This window comes from Blochmannia endosymbiont of Camponotus sp., from assembly GCF_023586365.1.
Classification (GTDB): domain Bacteria; phylum Pseudomonadota; class Gammaproteobacteria; order Enterobacterales; family Enterobacteriaceae; genus Blochmanniella.
Map to the genome: position 1 here is coordinate 177,005 of NZ_CP097759.1, position 24,193 is coordinate 201,197.

The 24,193-nt window shown below is 30.3% G+C and carries 20 protein-coding genes and 1 tRNA gene; 15 read left to right on the forward strand and 6 right to left on the reverse strand.

Going from position 1 to position 24,193, the window contains the following annotated elements:
• The first annotated feature begins 773 nt into the window (after positions 1 to 773).
• The 10 genes from serS (at position 774) to M9407_RS00770 (ending at position 13,132) form a co-directional block, all read left to right on the forward strand.
• Positions 774 to 2,060, forward strand: coding sequence for a serine--tRNA ligase (gene serS, locus M9407_RS00725; RefSeq protein ID WP_250237261.1), 1,287 nt, complete (start codon positions 774 to 776; stop codon positions 2,058 to 2,060).
• 339 nt (positions 2,061 to 2,399) lie between these two features.
• The gene (gene serC, locus M9407_RS00730) at positions 2,400 to 3,488 is read left to right on the forward strand and encodes a 3-phosphoserine/phosphohydroxythreonine transaminase (protein ID WP_250237262.1); all 1,089 of its coding nucleotides are present in this window, start codon (positions 2,400 to 2,402) and stop codon (positions 3,486 to 3,488) included.
• A 130-nt stretch (positions 3,489 to 3,618) separates the two neighbouring features.
• Positions 3,619 to 4,917 (forward strand): 3-phosphoshikimate 1-carboxyvinyltransferase, encoded by a 1,299-nt coding sequence (aroA, locus tag M9407_RS00735; protein ID WP_250237263.1) that lies wholly within the window; start codon positions 3,619 to 3,621, stop codon positions 4,915 to 4,917.
• A 130-nt stretch (positions 4,918 to 5,047) separates the two neighbouring features.
• Positions 5,048 to 5,767: a (d)CMP kinase gene (gene cmk, locus M9407_RS00740; protein ID WP_420022289.1), complete on the forward strand. Its 720-nt coding sequence runs from the start codon at positions 5,048 to 5,050 to the stop codon at positions 5,765 to 5,767.
• A 74-nt stretch (positions 5,768 to 5,841) separates the two neighbouring features.
• Complete coding sequence (gene rpsA / locus M9407_RS00745) at positions 5,842 to 7,536, forward strand: 30S ribosomal protein S1 (RefSeq protein WP_250237264.1); 1,695 nt, start codon at positions 5,842 to 5,844, stop codon at positions 7,534 to 7,536.
• A gap of 694 nt (positions 7,537 to 8,230) precedes the next feature.
• Positions 8,231 to 9,985 (forward strand): lipid A ABC transporter ATP-binding protein/permease MsbA, encoded by a 1,755-nt coding sequence (gene msbA / locus M9407_RS00750; protein ID WP_250237265.1) that lies wholly within the window; start codon positions 8,231 to 8,233, stop codon positions 9,983 to 9,985.
• Entirely contained in the window at positions 9,985 to 10,995 is a 1,011-nt protein-coding gene (gene lpxK / locus M9407_RS00755; protein WP_250237266.1) for a tetraacyldisaccharide 4'-kinase, read from the forward strand. The genes msbA and lpxK overlap by 1 nt, the downstream gene beginning before the upstream one ends.
• Before the next feature lie 211 nt (positions 10,996 to 11,206).
• Positions 11,207 to 11,389: a Trm112 family protein gene (locus M9407_RS00760; RefSeq protein ID WP_250237267.1), complete on the forward strand. Its 183-nt coding sequence runs from the start codon at positions 11,207 to 11,209 to the stop codon at positions 11,387 to 11,389.
• Positions 11,386 to 12,171 carry a 3-deoxy-manno-octulosonate cytidylyltransferase gene (gene kdsB, locus M9407_RS00765; protein ID WP_250237268.1) on the forward strand — a complete coding sequence of 262 codons (786 nt, stop codon included), beginning with the start codon at positions 11,386 to 11,388 and terminating at the stop codon, positions 12,169 to 12,171. The genes M9407_RS00760 and kdsB overlap by 4 nt, the downstream gene beginning before the upstream one ends.
• Before the next feature lie 349 nt (positions 12,172 to 12,520).
• Positions 12,521 to 13,132, forward strand: a complete 612-nt coding sequence (locus M9407_RS00770; RefSeq protein WP_250231005.1) for a UbiX family flavin prenyltransferase — start codon at positions 12,521 to 12,523, stop codon at positions 13,130 to 13,132.
• Positions 13,133 to 13,248: 116 nt separating this feature from the next.
• On the opposite strand, the gene M9407_RS00775 is transcribed toward M9407_RS00770, so the two are convergent.
• Positions 13,249 to 15,243, reverse strand: a complete 1,995-nt coding sequence (locus M9407_RS00775; RefSeq protein WP_250237269.1) for an inverse autotransporter beta domain-containing protein — start codon at positions 15,241 to 15,243, stop codon at positions 13,249 to 13,251.
• A 240-nt stretch (positions 15,244 to 15,483) separates the two neighbouring features.
• Between M9407_RS00775 and fumC the strand changes: the two genes are divergently transcribed.
• Both fumC and nth read left to right on the forward strand, forming a co-directional pair.
• Positions 15,484 to 16,884, forward strand: coding sequence for a class II fumarate hydratase (fumC, locus tag M9407_RS00780; RefSeq protein ID WP_420022290.1), 1,401 nt, complete (start codon positions 15,484 to 15,486; stop codon positions 16,882 to 16,884).
• A 94-nt stretch (positions 16,885 to 16,978) separates the two neighbouring features.
• Positions 16,979 to 17,608: an endonuclease III gene (nth, locus tag M9407_RS00785; protein WP_250237270.1), complete on the forward strand. Its 630-nt coding sequence runs from the start codon at positions 16,979 to 16,981 to the stop codon at positions 17,606 to 17,608.
• 130 nt (positions 17,609 to 17,738) lie between these two features.
• Here nth and tyrS read toward each other — a convergent pair whose 3' ends face one another.
• The 3 genes from tyrS to slyA all read right to left on the reverse strand — a co-directional run bounded on the left by tyrS (position 17,739) and on the right by slyA (position 20,560).
• Positions 17,739 to 19,022: a tyrosine--tRNA ligase gene (gene tyrS, locus M9407_RS00790; RefSeq protein WP_250237271.1), complete on the reverse strand. Its 1,284-nt coding sequence runs from the start codon at positions 19,020 to 19,022 to the stop codon at positions 17,739 to 17,741.
• 121 nt (positions 19,023 to 19,143) lie between these two features.
• Complete coding sequence (pdxH, locus tag M9407_RS00795; protein WP_250231011.1) at positions 19,144 to 19,794, reverse strand: pyridoxamine 5'-phosphate oxidase; 651 nt, start codon at positions 19,792 to 19,794, stop codon at positions 19,144 to 19,146.
• Positions 19,795 to 20,125: 331 nt separating this feature from the next.
• A complete protein-coding gene (slyA, locus tag M9407_RS00800; RefSeq protein ID WP_250237272.1) occupies positions 20,126 to 20,560 on the reverse strand; it encodes a transcriptional regulator SlyA in 435 nt (144 codons plus the stop codon).
• A 781-nt stretch (positions 20,561 to 21,341) separates the two neighbouring features.
• Between slyA and rnt the strand changes: the two genes are divergently transcribed.
• A complete protein-coding gene (rnt, locus tag M9407_RS00805; protein ID WP_250237273.1) occupies positions 21,342 to 21,995 on the forward strand; it encodes a ribonuclease T in 654 nt (217 codons plus the stop codon).
• A 105-nt stretch (positions 21,996 to 22,100) separates the two neighbouring features.
• Here rnt and grxD read toward each other — a convergent pair whose 3' ends face one another.
• Positions 22,101 to 22,445 carry a Grx4 family monothiol glutaredoxin gene (gene grxD / locus M9407_RS00810; RefSeq protein WP_250237274.1) on the reverse strand — a complete coding sequence of 115 codons (345 nt, stop codon included), beginning with the start codon at positions 22,443 to 22,445 and terminating at the stop codon, positions 22,101 to 22,103.
• 165 nt (positions 22,446 to 22,610) lie between these two features.
• Positions 22,611 to 23,234 carry a riboflavin synthase subunit alpha gene (locus M9407_RS00815; protein ID WP_250237275.1) on the reverse strand — a complete coding sequence of 208 codons (624 nt, stop codon included), beginning with the start codon at positions 23,232 to 23,234 and terminating at the stop codon, positions 22,611 to 22,613.
• 305 nt (positions 23,235 to 23,539) lie between these two features.
• On the opposite strand from M9407_RS00815, the gene M9407_RS00820 reads away from it, so the two are divergent.
• Positions 23,540 to 23,613, forward strand: a tRNA-Val gene (locus M9407_RS00820).
• 265 nt (positions 23,614 to 23,878) lie between these two features.
• Positions 23,879 to 24,115 carry an LPP leucine zipper domain-containing protein gene (locus M9407_RS00825; protein WP_250237276.1) on the forward strand — a complete coding sequence of 79 codons (237 nt, stop codon included), beginning with the start codon at positions 23,879 to 23,881 and terminating at the stop codon, positions 24,113 to 24,115.
• The last annotated feature ends 78 nt before the right edge of the window (positions 24,116 to 24,193 follow it).

The following is a 24,193-nucleotide window of genomic DNA, read 5'->3' on the forward strand; positions in this document are numbered from 1 at the left end:
ATCAAATAATTGATTTAGATTTTGTTCAATAAATAAGAAAAATTATTTTATTTATACGAAATATATATAAAAAAATCGTATAAGCGCATTAAGTTAATTTTTATTGATATGTTATAAGAGTTTGATGTATATCACGATATCTATATAATAAAAGAAATTTAGAAAATATTATAGTTTGGTGTTCCATAATGATAAAATGTGCTTGATTATTGCATTGTTTCTACATTTTTTCACGAAACATCAACGGAGTACGTGTTTTGTGTCATCGAAAGATGATGGGAGTGTTATTATGAGAATATATATGATTTTAACAGTCATATATATGTTATATATGTTTCTGTTCTTTAATAAAGATGTAGTAAATTCATTTGAATTGTTTTCAAGTCATTTCCTATATAATACATGGTTATGTCTATATATGATAGAGGTATTATTTTTACAAAAGAATCAAAAAATGTTATAAAGTAACTTATTATATGTGTAGTATGTCAATGTATTTTTGAATACAAGCATTAATTATTTTTAGATATTTTTAAAGAGTTAAATGGGATAGGTGCTAGGAAAGCGCATATATACACTTGAAATATCATTAACGATAATAAATCGTGATATTTTACATTTGGTGCAGTGAATTATCTGAAATTGTAGATTGCAGTAAATAATAATAATAATATGACATGGATTTGTTATAATGGCGTACATTTGTTGTAATTGTTAAAAAATATATTATTAGTAAAATTAGTATATGATGAAACGAATAGTATAGGTTAGATATGATTGATCCCAATTTGTTGCGCAGTAATCTTGATTTGGTTGCTAAAAAGCTTGCTCGCAGAAAGTTTATACTAAATATTAATGAATTTCGTCAGCAAGAGAGTTTGCGAAAAATTTTACAAAAAAAAACTGAAAGTTTACAGACCGAACGTAAAGCTAAGGCTAAAATTATAGGAATAGCTAAGTCTCGTGGAGAAAATGTAGAATTTTTATGTCAAGAAGCATATGTTTTAGGAAAAAAATTAATTTCTCTTAAACTTGAAAATAAAGCATTAAAAAACAGAATTAAACAATTTGAGTTATCTTTACCAAATATTCCAGATGATCAAGTGCCTGATGGATTCAGAGATCAAGATAATTTAGAAATTATGCGTTGGGGTAAGCCGGGTCAATATAATTTTCCAATACGGGATCATGTAGCGTTGGGTGCATTTACTAATGGTTTAGATTTTGCTAATGCAACAAAATTAACTGGATCACGTTTTATTGTAATGAAAGGACAAATAGCGCATTTGCATCGCGCTTTGTCTCAATTTATGATAGATTTGCATGTTAAACGTCATGGATACGAAGAATATTATCTACCATATTTAGTAAATCAAGAATCTTTATATGGCGCAGGTCAATTACCAAAATTTTATGAAGACCTGTTTCATATGCAACACTTACAATCCGGAACTAATCCATACACATTAATACCTACCGCTGAAGTACCTCTGATAAATTTAGTGCGTGATGTAATTCTTGATGAAGAAGAATTACCCATTAAGATGGTTGCTCATACCCCATGTTTCCGTTATGAAGCAGGATCATATGGTCATCATACTCGTGGATTGATTAGGATGCATCAATTTGATAAAGTTGAGATGGTTCAAGTAGTACATCCAGATAAATCTATGCAGATATTAGAAGAAATAACTAGTCATGCAGAGCAAGTATTGCAATTACTTAAATTACCATATAGGAAAATATTATTATGCACGGGAAATATTGGATTTTCTTCTTGCAAAACATATGATTTAGAAGTATGGCTTCCAGCATATAATGCTTATTGCGAGGTTTCTTCTTGTTCAAATGTTGGGGATTTTCAAGCGCGTCGTATAAGAGCACGATATAAAGGAAGAATGCATAGAAAGACGAGATTATTGCATACTTTAAATGCTTCTGGAGTAGCAATAGGTCGAGCATTGGCAGCGGTGCTTGAAAATTATCAATTAGAAGATGGACGCGTGGCGATTCCTTCGGTGCTATATCCTTATATGAACGATGTAACACATATTAATTGAATGTTAATTTTTAAATATAGTTTTTTGGTTTAGTTGATTGTTATTGTTTTCTGAAATAAATAAATAAATGTATATATTCATTACGGGTAACCAGATAATTGAATTAAAGATAATAATAATAGAATTCATTATTTTTGACAAAAAATTTTATTTTGTTCATTGCAACTGAAAATGTTGTTTGCGTATAAACAATAGTTTTCATTTTGTTATATTGGATGAAATTTGTGATACAAAATGTTACTTAACATTATTTTATATTTTTAACTGTTGTTTTCAACAGTAGTATCTTTATGAAGGATACTACTTTAATTAATTTAATTATTTATGATCGATCATTATATGAATAAAGTGTTTAATTTTAGCGCAGGTCCAGCAATGTTGCCAAAACAAGTTTTAAGGCAAGTTAAAGAAGAATTATATAGTTGGAATAATATGGGCATATCCGTCATAGAGATAAGTCATCGTAGTAAAGAATTTTTGCAATTAATGCAAGTTGCGCAACAAGATATGCGTGAGCTTCTTGATATTCCAGAAAATTATGAAGTTTTATTTTGTCATGGAGGAGCACGTGCACAATTTTCTGCGGTTCCTATGAATTTATTAAAAACATCTTCAGAGAGAGTTGATTATGTAAAAACTGGGTATTGGGCATACAATGCAGCAATAGAAGCAAAAAAATATTGTGATCCACGTATAATTAACGTGATCGTCAAAAAAAATGGACTACATAATATTCAACCTATATCTAAATGGGATGTTTCTGAAAATAGTCTATATATTCATTATTGTCCTAATGAAACTATTGATGGAATAGCTGTATATGAAACCCCAAATTTTTCTAATAAAATAGTGGTAGCAGATTGTTCTTCAACTTTATTTTCGAGTCCACTAAATGTAAACCGTTTTGGTATAATTTACGCTACCGCTCAGAAAAACATTGGCATATCTGGTTTGACCGTAATAATTATCAGAAAAGATTTATTGAAAGAACCTTACCGAGCAGTCCCGTCCATTTTAAATTATAAAATTTTAGCTGATAATTTCTCCATGTTTAATACGCCTGTTACTATGTCTTGGTACGTTGCTAGTTTAATGTTTAAATGGTTAAAAACACAAGGAGGCTTAAAGGAAATTAAGAAACGTAATCAAGAAAAATCAGCTCTTTTATATGATGTCATTGATTCTAGTAATTTTTATTATAATAATGTTAGTCGATCTAATCGTTCATATATGAATATCCCTTTTTTTTTAAAAAACAATAAATTAAATGATCTTTTTTTAAAAGAATCAATGTGTTTCGGATTACATGGCTTGAAAGGACATAAAGTAGTGGGGGGTATGCGGGCATCTTTATATAATGCCATGACATTAGAAGGTGTAAAAAAATTAATTAGCTTTATGAAGCTATTTTCTGAAAAATATTGCTAATTAGATTCAATCGCTTGCTATGTCCATGTGTTCAATCGTTAAGTACAATCACGTGTTATTATTTTAAATGCTGCATTATGGGCTGTTAATTGCAACAATTAAATATTTTTTATGTAAAAGTTGGTGAAAAGTGAATGATTTTATTAAATTATCTCCTATAAAAAAAATACAGGGAACCATTTATCTTCCTGGTTCTAAAAGTATATCAAATCGAGCATTGTTATTAGCAGCTCAAGCTACAGGTACTACTCAGTTAATTAATTTGTTGGATAGTGATGATGTGCGTTGTATGTTGGATGCTTTACGTAATCTAGGGGTATCATATTGTCTTTCAAATGATAGAAAAACTTGCGAAATTAATGGTGTTGGTGGTCCGCTTCAATCCAAAAATAACAATCAACTAATTTTGTCTTTGGGAAATGCCGGAACTGTTATGAGGCCTCTTATTGCGGCATTGTCTGTAAAGACTCAAAATGTCGTGCTCACTGGCCATCCTCGTATGAAAGATAGGCCGATTGCACACTTAGTAGATGCCTTAAGACAAGGAGGAGCGCGTATTAAGTATATGGAACGTGATGGTTACCCTCCCATACGATTGTATGGAGGGTATTATGGAGGCGAAATTTTTATTAAAGGGAGTATTTCTAGTCAATTTCTATCATCTGTGCTTATGATGACGCCATTAGCTTATAGAGATACTCTTATTAAAGTGGACGGAGTATTAGTATCTAGACCATATATTGATATGACTTTGTCTCTTATGAAAATTTTTGGAATCAACATACAACATGAAAATTATCGTGTTTTTTATTGTAAAGGAAATATGGGATATCAATCCCCTGGGGATTATTTAGTAGAAGGAGATGCTTCGAGTGCTTCTTATTTTTTAGCAGCATCAGCTATTCGAGGGGGTACTGTTCGAGTTATAGGGGTCGGTCGTAGTAGTAAACAAGGAGATGTTTATTTTGCGAATATATTAGAAAGGATGGGAGCAAAGATTTCGTGGGGTGATAATTATATAGAGTGTACTCGCGGGGCTGATCTGAATGCGGTTGATTTAGATGTTAATGATATTCCAGATGCAGCAATGACTCTTGCTATTACCGCATTATTTTCTATTAATGGTCCTACAATATTACGTAATATTTATAATTGGAGAGTTAAAGAAAGCGATCGACTAGCTGCAATGGCTACTGAATTACGTAAAATAGGAGCGGAGATCGTGGAAGGTTGTGATTATTTACAAATTACTCCTCCAGTTAAAATAGAATCAGCTTATATTAATACTTACGATGATCATCGCATAGCGATGTGTTTTTCTTTGGTGGCATTATCGGATGTTTCTATTATGATTGATAATCCTAAGTGTACTGATAAAACTTTTCCAGATTTTTTTACACAATTATCTAGCATTAGTGTATTGCGATAAGTATTCTATATAGTGTGGTGTTCATATATAATCTAAATCGTACATATGAAATTTATGATTAGTAGTAAATTTTATTAAAATATTAAATAATTATTATATAGTGAAGGTTGTGCGCTACAAGGGGATAATTGTGAACAATATATTTCCAGTTATTACTATTGATGGCCCAAGTGGAGTAGGGAAAGGGACTTTATCTAGGAGATTGGCAAAAATTCTTGGATGGAATTTATTGGATTCGGGAGTTATTTACCGAGTGTTAGCATTAGTAGCTTTAGAAAACAAAATTGATATTAATCGTGAAGAAAAAGTAGCAGTACTTGCTGAAGAGATACAGATAAGTTTTATAAATAGAAAAAATAGCTTTTTTGTATCCTGTAATGGTAAAGAAATTAGAAAAGATATTTATACAGAAACTATAGGAAATTACGCATCTAAAATTGCTGCTTTTTCACAGGTACGTAAAAATTTATTGACATATCAACGTACATTTTGTCAATGTCCGGGACTTATTGCTGATGGGCGGGATATGGGAACGGTAGTATTTCCCAATGCGGAATTAAAAATTTTTCTTTATGCTTCTTTTAAGGAAAGAAAACGCCGTAGATTACATCAGTTGCAGAAAAAAAATTTTGATGTTAATTTAAACTTTTTATTCTCACAAATAAGAGAACGAGATGATCGTGATTACAACCGAAAATCAGCACCGTTAACTCCTTCGATTGATTCATTAATATTAGATTCTACTCATTTATCTGCTGAAGAAGTAAAATCTAAAGTACTTATGTATATTAGAGAGAGTCTAGTATTCTCATCGAGAGTACTATATAATACTACGCATAATCAAGGATAGTTATGATATATTTGTTATAACCCCATCAAACATGGAATGTGGTGGACGTTAATTGAACATTGAAGATTATAAAGATGACAGAATCGTTTGCTCAGCTATTTGAAGAATCTTTAAAAAAAATAGAAACTTGTCCTGGATCCATTGTGCGTGGAGTTGTTGTTGCTATTTTTAAAGATATTGTGTTGGTCGATGCAGGATTAAAATCAGAATCTTCTATTCCTATTGAGCAATTTTATAATGCTCAAGGAGAATTAGAGATTTCAATTGGTGATTATGTTGATGTTACATTGGATGCGGTAGAAGATGGGTTCGGAGAGACTGTTTTGTCTCGTGAAAAAGCTAAACGTTATGAATCTTGGGTATCATTAGAACAAGCACACCAAGATATGACTACTGTTACAGGGATTATTAATGGAAAGGTAAAAGGAGGATTTACTGTTGAACTAAATGGCGTACGCGCTTTTTTACCTGGTTCTTTGGTAGATGTTAAACCAATACGCGACACTTCATTTCTAGAAGGGCAAGCATTTGAATTTAAAGTAATTAAATTGGATCATAAACGTAACAATGTTGTAGTGTCGCGTCGCGCCGTGATTGAATCTGAAAATAGTGTTGAACGTGATCAATTATTAAATCAATTACATGAAGGAATAGAAATTAAAGGGGTAGTTAAAAATTTAACCGATTATGGCGCTTTTATCGACTTAGGAGGCGTAGATGGATTGTTACATATTACTGACATGGCATGGAAACGTGTTAAACATCCTAGTGATATAGTAAATGTTGGAGATGAAATTTTTGTTAAAGTATTAAGATTTGACCGAGAACGTATTCGTGTATCTTTAGGTCTCAAGCAATTAGGCGAAGATCCATGGGCGGCTATTGTTCAACGCCATAAAGAAGGAAGTAAATTGATAGGAAAAGTTACTAATTTAACTGATTATGGGTGTTTTATTGAAATTGAGGATGGAATAGAAGGGTTAGTGCATGTATCTGAGATGGATTGGACTAATAAAAATATTCATCCTTCTAAAGTAGTGACGGTAGGAGAATCTGTTGAAGTAATGGTATTAGATATTGATGAAGAGCGCCGAAGAATTTCTTTAGGATTAAAACAATGTAAAATTAATCCATGGCAGAAGTTTTCAGATATGTATAATCGAGGCGATCGGGTTATGGGAAAGATAAAATCGATTACCGATTTTGGTATTTTTATAGGATTAGAAGGAGGGATTGACGGTTTGGTGCATCTTTCTGATATTTCTTGGTATTTACCTAATGAAGAATCTGTAAATAAGTATAAAAAGGGCGACGAAATAATTGCTGTAGTTCTGCAAGTCGATGCAGAACGTGAACGTATTTCTTTGGGTATAAAACAATTAACGGAAGACCCTTTAAATGTGTATTTATCTGTTCATAAAAAAGGAAGTATGGTGTCTGGAAAGATTCTTTCTATAGATGAAAAAGGGGGAGCTATTGTCACATTGGATGACAATATGGTAATTGGTTATTTATCTATTCCTGCTGTATCAAATAATAAGTCTACTCATAAGAAACCATATATGCCATTACACATAGGTAAAGACATATTGGCAACGTTAGATGGGGTAGATCGTAAAAATAGAATCATCAATTTATCTGCATGTAATATATGCGATCCAATTCAAAAACCAGAATCGAACATTATTGATAATCATATCAAAGAGAAAGATAAGAATTTTTCTAGTGTCATGGTTGAAGCATTTAAAGCGGCAACTAAAAATGAGTAATTATTTTTATTAAATAATTTTTATATATAAAATTTATTAATATGTTAGAATGGGATAGTTATAAGTAATAGGAAATAAAATAAGTGAGTAAATATTTTAGTATATATGCGATATATATATAATTTTAATATGGTTATGCATGGTAATTAAATTGATCGTAGTTATAATTAGGGATTCTGTATTTAGGATATAATGAAGTTACTGATTGAGTAGATAACAAGGATTAAATTATGCAAATTTTATTTTTAAACTAAGTTACTTGAGTTGTTTATTAGTGAAAGCGATAAAAAATTTAATTTGATATTAAAAATAGAATAATATGAATAAGTAAATGTTTGTACTTATTCAATTTCTCTTAAGTTAGTGCTGGTCGTATCATTGGCCTTGAGGGTAAGCTTTAAGAGTTTACAATAAAATTGTTAATGTATATGAATAAGCGTTAAAATTCTTTTTCATCGTGAAAGTCATATTTAATCACACAGACTATTAGATATACAAATAGATTAGAAATATGTTTATATATATTCAAAATAATATTTATATATGGATGTAGTAATTTGTATTTTTATGCAATTTATGTTGTAAGATTTTTCAAGAACATTAGTGTATTTGAAGTATTCGATATTGTGTAGTGTGTTGATTGCGATGTATTCGCATGTTTAGTATGAAATAAATTATGACTGCAGGAACATAAATGTTGCAGTACAATAAAAATCATTCTTCTACTTGGCAAACTTTTCGTCGTCTCTGGCCAATGATTTTCCCTTTTAGAGTAGGATTAGTTGTTGCTTCTATTACTCTAATTTTGAATGCAACAAGTGATGCTTTAATGTTAGCTTTATTAAAACCGTTACTTGATGATGGCTTTGGAAAAGCTAATAGAGATGTGTTCGTGTGGATGCCATTGGTTTTAGTGGGTTTAATGGGTATTCGTGGTTTTAGTGGTTTTGCGTCTACTTATTGCATATCATGGGTATCTGGAAAAGTAGTAATGCAAATGAGACGCGCATTGTTTAAACATATTATGAATATGCCTGTTTCATTTTTTGTAAAACAATCCACTGGCACATTAGTATCTAGAATTACTTATGATTCCGATCAAGTTGCTTCTTCTTCTTCTGGAGCTTTGGTTACTGTTATTCGAGAAGGAGCATCTATTATTGGTTTATGTATAATGATGTTTTATTATAGTTGGCAACTATCATTAATTTTAGTGCTAATTGCGCCAATAGTATCCATCACTATTAAGCTGGTTTCTTATAGATTTAGAACAATCAGTAAGAAGATGCAGAGCGCCATGGGTCAACTAACCAGCAGCGCTGAACAAATGCTGCAAGGACATAAAGAAGTATTAATATTTGGCGGACAACACACAGAAAAAGATAGATTTAATTGCGTCAGTAATCGTATGAGACAACAAAGCATGAAGATGGTGCAAACTTCATCTATTTTTGATCCATTGATTCAATGCGTTGCATCATTAGCATTAGCGTTTGTGTTGTATGCGGCTAGTATTCCAAGTGTTATGGAAAGGCTTACTGCTGGAACTATTACTGTTATTTTTTCATCTATGATAGTTTTGATGAAGCCATTAAAGTCTTTGACTAATGTCAGCGCACAATTTCAACGCGGAATGGCAGCTTGTCAAACTTTATTTTCCATATTAGATTTAGAAACAGAAAAAGATCAAGGCATACTTGACATTACAAGAGTACAGGGGCATATTATTTTTGATGATGTTACTTTTTTTTATCCTGAAAAAAGCACACCATCACTTTCTAAAATTAATTTTTCTATTGAAGCAGGAAAAACTGTTGCTCTGGTAGGCCGATCTGGTTCTGGAAAATCTACTATCGTAAATTTATTAACTCGTTTTTATGATATAGATAAAGGACGTATATTGCTTGATGGTTTTAATTTAAATGATTATAAACTTTCTTCGTTGCGTAATCAAATAGCTATGGTATCTCAAAATGTTCATTTATTTAATGATACTATCGCAAACAATATCGCGTACGCTCGCAGAAATTTTTATTCTAGAGAATCCATTGAAACTGCAGCGCGTATGGCATGTGCTATGGATTTTATTTCTCAAATGAAAAACGGATTAGATACTATTATAGGGGAAAATGGGATACTATTATCTAGTGGCCAACGTCAACGTATTGCAATTGCACGTGCTTTTTTACGAGATTGTCCTATTTTGATTTTCGATGAAGCTACTTCTGCTTTAGATTCTGCGTCAGAGCACATTATTCACAAATCTCTTGATACGTTAAAAAAAAATAGAACGTCCTTGATTATAGCTCATCGTTTATCTACCGTTGAAAATGCAGATGAAATATTGGTAATTGAAAATGGTTATATTATGGAACGCGGTATACATAAGGTGTTGATACACCGCCAAGGTATTTATGCTCAATTATATAAATTGCAATTTTCTTCCTGATGTTTGCTCGTATTTGGTTTAAATCATCGTTTTTTTATTTATTTTTATTGCCATTTTCTTGGTTATACGGTTTAATCAGCACGCTTAATCGTATGAGTTATCAATATGGATGGCGAAAAGTATATCGATTTTCAGTACCAATAGTAATTATAGGTAATTTAACAATTGGAGGGAATGGGAAAACTCCGATGGTATTATGGTTAGTAGACCAGTTGAAAGGTCGTGGTTGGAAGGTTGGAGTAATTTCGAGAGGATATAAAGGTAAATCGAATAATTATCCAATAATTATTAATATGAATAGCCATAGTGAGGAATGTGGCGATGAACCCATGTTAATTTGGAAACGAACTGGAGTATCGGTCGCTGTTTCTCCAAAACGCGCTGATGCAGTCGCTGCATTATTGAGAATACAAGAATTGGATATCATAATAAGTGATGATGGATTACAACATTATGCGCTTTTTAGGGATATAGAATGGGTAATAATTAATAGTGCTCTCCGATTTGGAAATGGTTGTTGGTTACCAGCGGGGCCCATGCGTGAGCGCATTAACAGACTTCATACAGTACAAGCGATTATTGCAAATGGATCAGAATCAAGAATACAATCTGGAGAAGTGTTAATGCAGTTATGTCCTAGCGCTGTAGTCAATATATTAACGGGAGAGCGTAGACCTCTTTATTTTTTAAATAAAGTTGTAGCTATAGCAGGAATTGGGTATCCTACGCAATTTTTTGATACCTTACGAAGTTATGGTATCATTCCTATCAGATCAATTTCATTTTCTGATCATTATATGTATTCTGAAAAAATGTTAACATCCCTCACTAAAAAAGATGAGATATTACTAATGACAGAAAAAGATGCAATTAAATGTGTAGATTTTGCTCACGATAATTGGTGGTATGTGTATACAGAAGTGAAAATAAATAAGATAGATACGAATAATCTATTGTGTGCAGTGGAAGATAAGATTAGATATTATAAGGATTCAAAATTCAATATATAGTAATTGTATTTTCACAGTAATTGTATATCCTATGTAGATAGAGATAAAAAATAACATTTTTAAGTGTTGTTTGTGTATGTGATAGTGTTTATGTAATAAAATAAATTATTTGAATGATAAAATTATCATCCTAAATTATAGGATATGTATAACAGTTGTGTTATGTGCAATATATATAAATTAAACATTTAGTCGATTTAGTAATATTATTATGAAATATCAGTTATTGAAGATCATTGTGTGTCCTATATGTCATTCAAAATTATTTTTCGATTTAGAAAAAAAAGAATTAATTTGTAATGTTGATAATTTGGCTTTTCCAATAAGAAAAGGGATCCCAGTTCTTTTGAAAAAAGATGCTCGTTCTTTTATATTAAAAGAAGGCAAAATATGAATTTTGTAGTAATTATACCTATTCGATTTTTTTCGACGCGTTTTCCAGGGAAAGCTTTAGCAGATATTAATGGTAAACCTATGATTGTTCGCGTTATGGAAAATGCTTTAGATTCTGGAGCGAATACAGTAATTATTGCTACAGATAGTTCTTGTATAGCGAGAGTCATTGAATCAGAACAATCCGCAGGTGAAGTATGTTTAACACGATCCACTCATCAGTCAGGTACTGAGCGTCTTGCAGAAGTAGCTATTAATTATAAATTTTCAGATGATCAAATTATAGTACATCTTCAAGGTGATGAACCCTTGCTTTCTTCTATTATGATTCGTCAAGTAGCAAGTATTTTGTATTCAATGAATAGTACTATTTCAATGGCTACGTTAGCAACACCATTAAGTTCTTTCAAAGAAGCACGCGATGAGAATGTAGTCAAAGTTGTTATAAATATGAATAGCAATGCTCTTTATTTTTCTCGTTCTATGATTCCATGGAATACAGGAAATTTTGAAAATCATCTAGATAGTAGATTCCCTAAGACACTATTACGTCACATTGGTATTTATGCATATCGAGCTAAGTTCCTGCATCGTTATGTTAAATGGACTAAAAGTCCACTGGAACAGCTTGAACACCTTGAACAGCTTCGAGTACTATGGCATGGAGAGACAATACATGTTTCTGTAATTGATGATGTATTTAATATTAGTGTGGATACTCCAGAATCATTAAGCCGTGTTAATGCTGTATTTAAAAAAAATAAATATACTACTTATACATAATGGATTATGGCTGCATGGGGTGAATTTTTTATTAACTACAATACGAATTAATTTAATTGCTATTTAAAATAAATATATAGGAGAATTTTAAGCGATTTATCATAATTTATATTAAGCATATATTACTTGACTGTAATTTAAGGATTGTTTTAATTACTATATTAATCGTGATATTATTATGTCTCCTTATAATGTGAGTATTAAAATTTCTGAATAATATTATATAATATATATTATTATTTAATTCATCATAGTACATTAGAAATGTTTTTAATGTTATGTATGGTGATTATTATTAAAAAAAATAAACGCATTTTTTTTGTATTAACGGGGGGGTGTAAAGATAATTATGCAGCAACAATTACGTCTAGTAGTGGGAATATCAGGGGCATCTGGTGGGATTTATGGGATCCGTGCATTAACTATTTTAAAAAAATGTTCTATGAATATAGAATCTCACCTTATTGTTACTAGAAATGCTTTGATTACGTTACAACAAGAACTAAAGATGAACAAACAAGCTGTATATGAATTAGCAGATGTTGTGCATTTTCCGCAGGACATTGGAGCATCAGTTGCTAGCGGATCATATCCCACTTTAGGTATGTTAATTGCTCCATGTTCCATTAGAACTATGTCAGAAATTAGCTCAGGAATGACATCGTCATTGATTGGCCGTGTTGCAGACGTAATGTTGAAAGAAAAACGTAGACTAGTGTTAATGATTAGAGAAACTCCATTGCATTTGGGGCATTTACGTACAATGGTTAAATTAACAGAATTTGGAGCGGTAATTATGCCGCCTGTTCCTGCATATTATACCCATCCAAAAACTATAGATGACGTTATTTGCTACACTGTGGCAAGAGCTTTAAATTTATTTGGAATTGATACTAATATTTCTCCTACTTGGTTAGGAATACGACATCGAACTCATGATAATCCTATGAAACTAAATTGAAATTATTGTTAACTATTTCATATCTATATTGACGATATTTTAATATGTTTATTCAAGTGATTATATTTTTTCATTCTTAAAAATAATTAATTTAATAATTTAAAGTGTAAATGTATTTAATGATACTGCTGCTCTTTATTTGTAGAATTAAAGCTATCACTACTATCGTCTGTAGCGCAATCTTCGCTGATAGATGATGAAGATTGCGCAAGATTTAGCTTGACAAATATTTGTTCCATATCACTGAGGTGTTTAGTTTTTTTTCGTTCTCTTATGGTATTTTCAAGTTTATTTATATGTTCTGTAGTGCCCACTGAAGCAAACTTAGATTGCCTATGTGTAAATAATCGATACGATAAGTCATCACTTTGATTGAATTCAATTTCAGCTGATTTAAAAAATGCATCATGTATTCCTTCATTATCTGTATTTTTTTCAGAATGAGTCTGTCGTCCCTCATGAGATACAGATCGTTTCAATAGCAACGTATCGTTAAGTGTTGATGACGCTATAAATGCCGATGAATCTTTTTCTAAAAAAGAAACAGGCATGGGAGGAGGGGGGGGAGCTGAAAATTCGCCGTGATCATCGTCTATTGTAGTATTCTGAGCGTTTTCTGTTGGAGTATTACATATATCATGCTGTGGCTGCGATGCAATGACATGTGAGACTGATGTATTGTTCTTTATGCTATGCTGATTATCGTTATGATGAATTAATGTATGTTCGGCTGTATTTCCTGTAACGTTAATTCCAGAATCATTATTAATGTTAATAATAGACGCATCATTTTTTCGTGTATTTGTATTCAATATTTTTTTTTGTGGAAAATTTATAACCACAATATGTATGCTTTGTTTTTTATGTTCTTGAGGGCCTTGTGTTGCGTTATTAGTAACATATGAAATAAAAACATTGTCTTCTTGTTTAATAGGATAGTTTGGGAAATAGAGCGCATAAGTATTATTTGTTAATGCAACAATATTACCTCCGTGATTTTCCAATGATTCACAATCCCATCGCATATATTGATCATTATTGTCATCGACTTTAATTGTTTTAATTTCTCCGGGATAACCTATTATTTTGTGAGTATATCGCGAGGATGGAAGGTGATTATGATCGTTAATGGAAATATAATCGTGTAGAACGAACGTAGGTATAAACGGTTGTATTATAGCATCAAGGTCATTCAGTATTGATTTATTTTTGTTATTCATATAATTAATTTGTTCCATAATAGGAGTACCGAATTGGTAATCTATTAATACCCGGAAAATAGTATTATTATATTGCTTGTTTACAAAAATATTATTTATGCTAAAACCCAGTATGGGAATGGGTTGATAATTTAGATCTAACGATAAATAATAGTCATTATTTTTTTTATTGAAAATTTTTTTATATTTTTTTTCATAAATAAGTTGTTCCAATTTTATTTTTCCAGTAACTTCGAAGAAGTGTGGAAATTTAGTTTGTATATATAATTGATGACCACTTTTTGGATAATGTGTGTTACATTGATATGATGATGTTTCAGGATCAAAGATGTTGTTTAAATTATAATAATTATTTAACATGAATAATGTATTATATAGCCAACATTCTACACCAACATTAATTGAATATGGTTGACTGCTTTGTTTAGAAATAGGGCAATGATAAAAAGTATTGTATCCAATAGCGTATTTGTCGTGAGTTAGATGTCTTTTTCCTCCTCCAAAATTAAAAATTTGTTCTGATAAAAGATTGTGTATCCCTAATTGCATAAAAGATAAGTTTGTTTTGTGTTTGCTACGCTGCGTGTAAAACGAATGAAACATATTGATTGAATCATTTTGTAATTGAATTTTAGATTTGTAAGTAGAAGAAAATGGAGATCGATAATTATATGCATGAGCGCGCAGTTTGTTTGTTGTTTGGGGATAAAAATTAAGAGTATGATGTATATGGTCGTGAGTGTGCAATTTTATCTCTTTTTGATATAAATCATCTTGAAATATATTGCTACTAACGTTGAGTTTAATATGCTCTTTGACTGTGCTACCCCAAGCGATTTTGTTATATGTAAATATTTGAAATATTATTCCTAATATAATAAATGTCGGCATGTTTAAAATTTAAATTAACGTATTTTGTATTGTGTGCATACAGTATATTTGTATTTTCTATTTTATTGTTATACACAATTAATTAATATATACAAAATTATAAATTAAATAATCAATGTTTTGAATAGAAATTTCACTTAAAAATGATATCATTGTATATATGTGATAGAAATAAATGTCATATTTATATAATTAATAAAAATTAATTAATATTCTTATAATTAAGTAGGCGATATTATTATGGCGATGCGTGTTGAAAAGGATACTATGGGTGCAATCTTAGTACCGAACGATCGATTATGGGGGGCGCAAACACAACGTGCATTAAAATATTTTAATATTTCTAGTGAAAAAATTCCTTTCTCGTTAATTAAAGCGTTGGCCCAAATCAAGATGGCGGCAGCACAAGTAAATTATGATTTGAAACTGATAGATTGTGAACGGGCTCAAGCAATTATTCAATCAGCAGATGAAGTACTATCTGGAATACATAAGGACGAATTTCCAATATCAGTTTGGCAAACTGGATCTGGGACTCAAAGCAATATGAATATGAATGAAGTTTTAGCTAATCGAGCTAATGAATTATTAAGCAGCGAACACAATGCAAATAAAAAATTTATTCATCCAAATGATCATGTTAATAAAAGCCAAAGTTCCAATGATGTTTTCTCTAGCGCAATGCATGTTGCAGCGGTAGTTACTTTAAATGAGCAATTAATACCTAAAGTTAAGATGTTAAAAAAAACTTTATTTGATAAATCTGTTGAATTTAATAACATTATTAAAATTGGTCGTACCCATCTTCAAGATGCTACTCCACTGACTTTGGGACAAGAGATTTCTGCTTGGGTATCTATGCTGCAGCATAACATAGCCCACATAGAAATTACTATACCTCATTTGTGTGAATTAGCGTTAGGCGGAACAGCAGTAGGGACTGGTCTAAACACTCATCCGGAATATGCCGGCCGTGTTGTTGAGGTATTATCATCTATTACTAAATATAATTTTGTTAGTGCACCAAATAAGTTTGAGTCGTTATCGACATGTGATGCATTGGTGCACAGTCATGGCTCTTTGAAGGGTTTAGCCGTTTCTATGATGAAAATTGCTAATGATGTGCGTTTATTATCTTCTGGCCCTCGATGTGGTATAGGTGAATTAAGTATTCCTGAAAATGAACCAGGTAGCTCGATTATGCCTGGAAAAGTTAACCCAACGCAATGTGAAGCTATGACTATGTTGTGTTCTCAAATTATGGGGAATGATGTTAGTATAAATATTGGAGGTGCATCTGGACATTTTGAATTAAATGTATATAGGCCACTGATTATATATAATTTCTTACAATCGGTACGTTTACTGGCGGATGGTATAGAAAGTTTTCATAAATATTGCATTGTAGGGATTCAACCGAAGCATGAACGAATTAAAGAATTACTCAATAGTTCACTGATGTTGGTTACTGCGTTGAGTCCGCATATTGGATATGATAAGTCAGCAGAAATTGCTAAGAAGGCGCATGAGGAAGGGTTAAGTTTAAAGGAAGCTGCGTTACAATTGGGTTATGTCAATGATCAACAGTTTGACTCGTGGGTTTGCCCAGAAAATATGATTAGTTCTTCAGAAGTGTTCTAATTATTATTAGAACTGAATAATATAAGTAGATTGAGTGATAATAAATATTATAAGTATCTTTAATAAAACGTTATAAAATAATTTAGTGCATTCAATGAATCACGTTAAACGTTATCGGATTTTATGCAAATTACGGGATAATAATATTCATCCGGTTATTGAATTAGTTTATCGATCGGAATTTGAGTTATTGATCGCAGTATTACTGTCGGCACAAACAAGTGATGTACAAGTTAATAAAGTGACAAAGAGTTTGTTTAAAGCAGTTAATACACCAAAAGGTATGTTGCGTTTGGGTATCGATGGGGTCAAAAATTATATTAAATCTATTGGTTTATCAAATACTAAATCTAAAAATATTATTGAAACTTGTAGTTTGTTGGTAGGAAAATACAATGGTATATTACCGTCAAATCGTGTTGATTTAGAATCTTTACCTGGAGTTGGACGTAAAACTGCTAATATTATTTTAAATTTAGTTTTCGGTTGGTCTACAATTGCAGTAGATACACACGTATTTAGATTTTGTAATCGCAGTCGTTTTGCGGTAGGAAATAATGTTTTGTCTGTAGAAAAAAAATTATTGTCGGTAGTACCAAAAGAATTTCAAAGAAACTGTCATCAGTGGTTAGTACTGCATGGTAGGAATGTTTGCCGAGCTAGACAACCAAATTGTCGTGTTTGTGTGATTAAAGATTTGTGTGAATTTAAGGGAAAAAAATGATCTATATTATAGTAGAAGTGATATAATCAAAGTACTCGCATAGTGTAATAGAGAATTGTATGAAATTACATTTATATTTTCAAACAAAATAGATAGTTATATACATAATATATATTGGATCTAAACTAGGTCATTCCCATGTGATTAAGCAATAGTGTTTTTTTCCACGTCTTAATAATGTAAATTGATCATATAATCTGTCGGTGGCACAAAAAATATATTCTGTTTTTAATTGTTTTTTTGAGTTTATAGTGATGCTATTAGATGAAATCAATTCTCGTGCTTGTGCTCGAGACGCTACTAATTTAGATTCTACCAATGCTTGTTGCAATGTAATACCTGCTTTCAGCAGTATGGTCGGTACGCCATCTTGAAATAGTTGTTTGAAATCATCTAAAGTGAGTTTATGTATTTGCCCTGTAAAGAGATTGCTAGTAATTTTTTGAGCTGTTTTTAACCCTGATTTTCCATGAACTAATCGGGTAATTTCTTCTGCTAATATAATTTGAGCTTGTGGTTTTTTATTTTTCATGCTATCTTCTTTTTCTAAAATATTAATTGTATCTATATCGATATTAGTAAAAAATTTAAGAAAACGATATACTTCTTTATCAGAAGTATTGATCCAATATTGATAAAATGTATAAGGGCTGGTTTTTTTTGCATCTAACCATATAGTATGGTTTTCTGTTTTTCCAAATTTAGTGTTATCAGCTTTGGTCAGCAAAGGCATGGTTAGACCGTAAGTGCTTCTTTTATATATGCGACGTATCAAATCAATACCTGATATAATATTGCCCCATTGATCAGAACCCCCAATTTGCAGTATTGCGTCATAATTTTTATGTAAATAAGTAAAATCATAACTTTGTAATAAATTATAGGAAAATTCAGTATAAGAAATCCCGTAATTATTTTGTTGTAACCGTTTTTTTATAGCGTCCTTATTTATCATTTTATTTACAGAAAAAAATTTACCAATATCTCTTAAAAAGGTTAAGAGAGATATAGAAGATAGCCAGTCGTAATTATTAACTATACAAGCTTGCGAATATTGACTGTGAGAAAAATCTACGAATAAAGATACTTGGCATTTGATTTTTTCTATCCATTTTTGTACCGTTTCAATTAAATTGAGTTTTCGTTCCGAGTCTTTAAAACTTGGATCTCCAATCAATCCAGTACCCCCTCCTAGTAAAATTATAGGGCGATGCCCAAATGTTTGAAATTGTCTTAAACATAACAGAGGAACTAAGTGGCCTATATGTAGGCTGTCAGATGTCGGATCAAACCCGCAATATAAAGTAATGGATTTTGATTGTAATATTTTAATTAATGCTTCTTGCTTTGTAATTTGTGCTATTAAATCACGTTCATATAAATGTTGTATTATATTAATATTTTTATTATTCATACAAGTATAGTTTTAGTATAGCAATCAAGAGTATTTATGTGTATTTATAAAAAGTTAATAATATTTTATTAAGTTTAGTTATATTTTATATATTATAAATTCACTGAAATTGTAATTGTAATTACGGAGATAAACGGTAAATACGCCATGTATGTTTATATCGTTGATATATGAATCGATCATGTAATCGATGTGTTCCGCCTTGCCAGAACTCTATGCTATTTATATTAATTTTATATCCGCCCCAAAATTCGGGGAATGGTACTTTTTTATGGAGATGTTTTTTTTTGAATTCTAAAAATTTGTTTTCTAGTAAATCTTTAGAGGAAATAACTTTAGATTGATTAGATATCCATGCGCTAATTTGATTGTGTTTTGGGCGTGTATAAAAATGTTTTAATACTTCTTTTTCTGGAAGTTTATTAGCACTCCCTGTTATTATTACCTGCCTATCTATAATATTCCAAAGAAAACATAAACTAACTTTTGGATTATTGGCTAAATGCATAGCCTTGCGACTACTAAGATTAGTATAGAATATCATTTCTTGATTAGTAAAATTCTTCAATAACACCACACGTTGATAGGGTTGACCAGTGTGATCTACTGTAGCTAAACACATTGCGGTAGGATCAGGTATTTTTGAAAAATACGCTTGATGTAGCCATACTGAAAATAACTGAATAGGCTGAGTAGTCAAATCTGCATGATGCAGTTGTCCAGATGTATATTCTCGTCTGATATTAGAAATGTTAGGTTTTTTTATTAGCATAAAATATGGTGTTATACTGGTTGTTGCAAAAGATAATAACACATTTTTGTTTATATTTAAATAAACAAGCAGTACTACAAAGTCTGTAATAGTAGTTCTATTAGTTTTAATTTCTTATAATAAAGTTTAATTTATTGATAAATATTCAGGTACATACTTATGTAAGTCAACAAAGAGTCATTGTTTATTTAATTGATGAATGATGATATAGTTCAGCGTATTTCACAATATATATATCGCATACATGCTTATATGATATCTTGAAAATAAGATATAAAAGTTTATTTAATGTTGTTAAAAGATATGTATGTTTTTAAGTATATGATATTTTTTAATTTTTATTATGTAAATTTATAATGTTTTTTTCTAATTTAGAGATAATTTTATTTAGAAAAATTGTTTCCTCATGACTAATTCCGCTAAAAATTTCGTTTTTAGTGGTAGAAATAACACGATTTACTTCATTAATAACAGGTTTAGCGTTATCAGTTAATTTAATTCGCTTAGCTCGTCGATCATTCACACAAGTATGTCTTATAATTAGTGATTTTTCTTCAAGTTGATCGAGTGTGCGTACTAAAGATGGTTGTTCTATTCCTATGGCTTTTGCTAATTGTATTTGAGACTGTTCCGGAGGTAATTGACAAATATTATGCAATGTAATCCAATGTGTTTGTGTAAGTTTTAAAGGTTTTAAACGATGATCAATTAAAGCACGCCATATTCTTACAAGGCGTGCTAAATCCGATCCTAATGGTGATTCCAATTTTCCTTTCCTTATAATTGAGTTTACTTTATTTTAGATATTTTGTTTGTTTTAGACAAGTGGATAATAATATATAAACGTGTGATTATAGCGATAATCGCATCCATAATATGATTTTTAATATAATTTAATAAAAATTATTGTATAACGATTGTTATCATAGTTTATCAATTAGATACGTTATTATGTATAATTTAATTCATTAAAGTATAACATACATTTATTATTGTATGTAAATTATTTTTAATACTTGTATTAAAAATAATTTATTGAATGGAATATACTTATATATAATAAGTAAAAATTATAATTGTAGTAAAATAATTATTTAAAAAAAATTGTTTGTTTAGTTATTTATGTTACAATATTAGTTTCAGAAGTTCGATTGCAAACAATTAAATTACTAAAAGAAATGTGTTTTTATAAATCAACTTGGTGTTGTTCGTTATTTTTTTTATGAGTTATGTAAATACTTAATAAGCATTTATTTTTATATAAATAAATTGTAGTTTGTTTGTTGCAGATTTTAATATCTTGTAGTGATTAAATAATGAGTATCAGCATACGTGACTATCTTAAAAAGAAATAAATATTTTAATTTAAGACATATTTATATAAGATTCTGTCTTAGATAAAAAAATACGTTGTTTTAATAAAATAGTTATTTTTTAATTTTGAATAAAATATTCAAACAAACATTTTTACACGATAAATATGAAAATGTAATTAGAATTTATGGTAGTATTAACTGTTTATGTAATGTAATATATCTCATAATAAAATGATTTGTAAAGATGATCACAATACTCTTCGAGCAAGATTTCGCGGATTTTATCCAGTTGTAGTTGATGTAGAGACTGCAGGTCTTAATGCTAATACTAATGCTTTATTGGAAATTGCTGTTGTTACACTTAAAATGGACGAATACGGTTGGCTATATGTGGATGGTTCTCTTAATTTTCATATTAAATCATTTCCTGGAGCTATTATTCAGCCAGAATCATTGGCGTTTAATGGAATTGATTTAAATAGTCCTTTAAGAGCTGCAGTGACAGAGCAAGAAGCGTTGCATGAAATTTTTGAAATGGTGCGCCAGGGTATTGAAACTCAAGAGTGTAGTCGTGCTATTATCGTGGCGCATAATGCTTTTTTTGATCATAGTTTTTTAATGGCAGCAATAGAACGCGTAAGTTTTATGGAAAACAATCCATTTCATCCTTTTGTTATGTTCGATACAGCTACTTTGAGTGGATTAGTATTCGGTCAAACTGTATTAGCTAAGGCGTGTGAACGCGCGGGTGTTTGTTTTGATAAAAACAAAGCACATTCTGCATTATATGACACTGAACGAACCGCGATGTTATTTTGTGAATTGGTAAATAAATGGAAGAGACTTGGTGGTTGGCCATTAACTCCTTGTTGTATTGAGTCTTAATGTCATTATAAAATAACTCGGTATTTGCTTACGCTCTTCTTTCGCTATAAAGAAGAGTTATAAATTTAAATATAAAATATATTTTTTATTATGTTTATATAGATTTTATGTATTTGTATAATTTAAATTATGTTTTAGTTTAACCTGATCAATGAGAGTTTTTAGTTTACCGCTGTGACTCATGTTGATTATGATGTCAGCCCCACCTATTAATTTTCCCTCTACCCATAATTGAGGAAAAGTGGGCCAATTAGCAAATATTGGAAGAGCGCTTCTAACATCTACATGAATCAATACGTCAACGTAAAAAAATGATTGAGTATAAGTAGATAAGATTTGCGCGGCTTTTGATGAAAAGCCACATTTAGGAACACTAGGTGTACCTTTCATGTATAAAACGATAGGATTTTCTTTGATTTGATTTTTAATTTTTTCTATTGCATTGTTCATGTTTTATTTGTGTTAAAAGTTTACATTATACTTAATGGGGGTTCAATTATGTGAATCTTATTTCTTTCAATGTAGATGAAGTATTTAATGATTTAACATAAATCCTGATTAATTTATCATATATTAATTTGTGTTCATAAAACCTCGTATGTTGATAAACATTAGTTATTTTTTTTGAAAATTAATAATGGACAACGTCCTTTCAAAGCTGTTTATAACAGATTTTATGATAATGTCAACTTCAATATTTACTATGTTACCTATTTTTTTTCCGCCAAGCGTTGTTTGTATTGCAGTGTATGGAGTTAAACAAATACGTATATAATTATTGAATATTTTACTTACTGTAAGACTTACTCCGTCTACACCAATTGATCCTTGTTGTAAGACATATTTTTTAAGGTATTTTTTTTTTATACTAAACCATATTATTTTGTTATCTTTTGAAGTAATTATTTTTATAATTTTCCCAGTGCAATCAATATGTCCGCTCATTAAATGCCCACCAATTTCAGAATGATAACCAATCGATCTTTCTATATTTATTAAATCTCCTGATTTTAATATACTCATATTAGTTAATTTTAATGTTTCATGTATTACATTAAAACTAACTAAATTATGTTTCATGGCAATAACAGTTAAACAGCATCCATTATTTGATATAGAGCAGCCAATTTTTAAATTTGAGAGCAGATACGTGGGCAATATAACTGTATATGTTTTAGAATTGGTTGCTTCATAAATTGTATGAACTGGAACAACAGCTTGTATAATACCTGAAAACATATTTTTCAAATACTATTTAATATTATTTTAAATTATATATAATGTTATTATAGCATATGTCTCTTTTTTGTTAAATATCACTTTGAAATGATTTTTAAATCGATGAGATCGAAAACACACTTTTGTAACATAAGATATTCTTAAAACATTTGACGTATGATAGAATTACATGTATTTTACCATGTATAAGTGTGGTTTTTAGTAAATCATTCTGGTTAGGTTGTAGGACGGTAAGAAATGGATAATGCCAATTAATAATAATACAGTCTATTTGAGGGGATGGATTATTAAAATTATATTGTTGTGCGTTCTTAGCTCAGGCGGTTAGAGCGCTACCTTGACATGGTAGAGGTCGATGGTTCAAGTCCATTAGAACGCATTAGTTATCGATAAACGTATCAGATTAAAATGATAGTAAGATGTTGTTTATATGTAGGAAAGGAATTAATTAAAAAGATTATCACTTAATCCTTATATTGATTTAAATTGATTCTATTGTTTTATGATCAGATGATCAATGTAACGTAATTAATATGATACAATAGTGGAGTGTTTGTTAAAAACTAATAAATAATTATCTACTAGTTGTGTTTTTTATATAAGTGAAATTACTAAAGTATGTTTAATATAGGAGAGTATTAAAGATGAATCGTAATAGATTAATATGTTCTGTCGTTATTTTAAGTTCTTTTGTGTTGGTTAATTGTGCGAGCACAACTAAAATACAAGAATTGTCTTCTGAAGTACATGATTTAAACGAGAGAATTGATCAAATAAGTAATGACATTGATGTTTTGCGCCCTGAAATAGAGAAAACGAAAAATGAAGCAGCACGAGCTAATCAACGTATTGACAATCAAATTACTTCTTATCATAAGTAATGGGAAAAAATGTGGAGAAAAGTATATATGTGTAAGAATCCTTTAAAAGTAAATAATAATGCAGCATCCATTTATTAG

What these genes read in the sequence shown, in the direction of transcription:
- serS (WP_250237261.1), top strand. Translation starts at nt 774, where the DNA reads ATGATTGATCCCAATTTGTTGCGCAGTAATCTTGATTTGGTTGCTAAA.
- serC (WP_250237262.1), top strand. Translation starts at nt 2,400, where the DNA reads ATGAATAAAGTGTTTAATTTTAGCGCAGGTCCAGCAATGTTGCCAAAA.
- rpsA (WP_250237264.1), top strand. Translation starts at nt 5,842, where the DNA reads ATGACAGAATCGTTTGCTCAGCTATTTGAAGAATCTTTAAAAAAAATA.
- msbA (WP_250237265.1), top strand. Translation starts at nt 8,231, where the DNA reads ATGTTGCAGTACAATAAAAATCATTCTTCTACTTGGCAAACTTTTCGT.
- lpxK (WP_250237266.1), top strand. Translation starts at nt 9,985, where the DNA reads ATGTTTGCTCGTATTTGGTTTAAATCATCGTTTTTTTATTTATTTTTA.
- M9407_RS00760 (WP_250237267.1), top strand. Translation starts at nt 11,207, where the DNA reads ATGAAATATCAGTTATTGAAGATCATTGTGTGTCCTATATGTCATTCA.
- kdsB (WP_250237268.1), top strand. Translation starts at nt 11,386, where the DNA reads ATGAATTTTGTAGTAATTATACCTATTCGATTTTTTTCGACGCGTTTT.
- M9407_RS00770 (WP_250231005.1), top strand. Translation starts at nt 12,521, where the DNA reads ATGCAGCAACAATTACGTCTAGTAGTGGGAATATCAGGGGCATCTGGT.
- M9407_RS00775 (WP_250237269.1), bottom strand. Translation starts at nt 15,243, where the DNA reads ATGCCGACATTTATTATATTAGGAATAATATTTCAAATATTTACATAT.
- fumC (WP_420022290.1), top strand. Translation starts at nt 15,484, where the DNA reads ATGGCGATGCGTGTTGAAAAGGATACTATGGGTGCAATCTTAGTACCG.
- nth (WP_250237270.1), top strand. Translation starts at nt 16,979, where the DNA reads ATGAATCACGTTAAACGTTATCGGATTTTATGCAAATTACGGGATAAT.
- tyrS (WP_250237271.1), bottom strand. Translation starts at nt 19,022, where the DNA reads ATGAATAATAAAAATATTAATATAATACAACATTTATATGAACGTGAT.
- pdxH (WP_250231011.1), bottom strand. Translation starts at nt 19,794, where the DNA reads ATGCTAATAAAAAAACCTAACATTTCTAATATCAGACGAGAATATACA.
- rnt (WP_250237273.1), top strand. Translation starts at nt 21,342, where the DNA reads ATGATTTGTAAAGATGATCACAATACTCTTCGAGCAAGATTTCGCGGA.
- grxD (WP_250237274.1), bottom strand. Translation starts at nt 22,445, where the DNA reads ATGAACAATGCAATAGAAAAAATTAAAAATCAAATCAAAGAAAATCCT.
- M9407_RS00815 (WP_250237275.1), bottom strand. Translation starts at nt 23,234, where the DNA reads ATGTTTTCAGGTATTATACAAGCTGTTGTTCCAGTTCATACAATTTAT.
- M9407_RS00825 (WP_250237276.1), top strand. Translation starts at nt 23,879, where the DNA reads ATGAATCGTAATAGATTAATATGTTCTGTCGTTATTTTAAGTTCTTTT.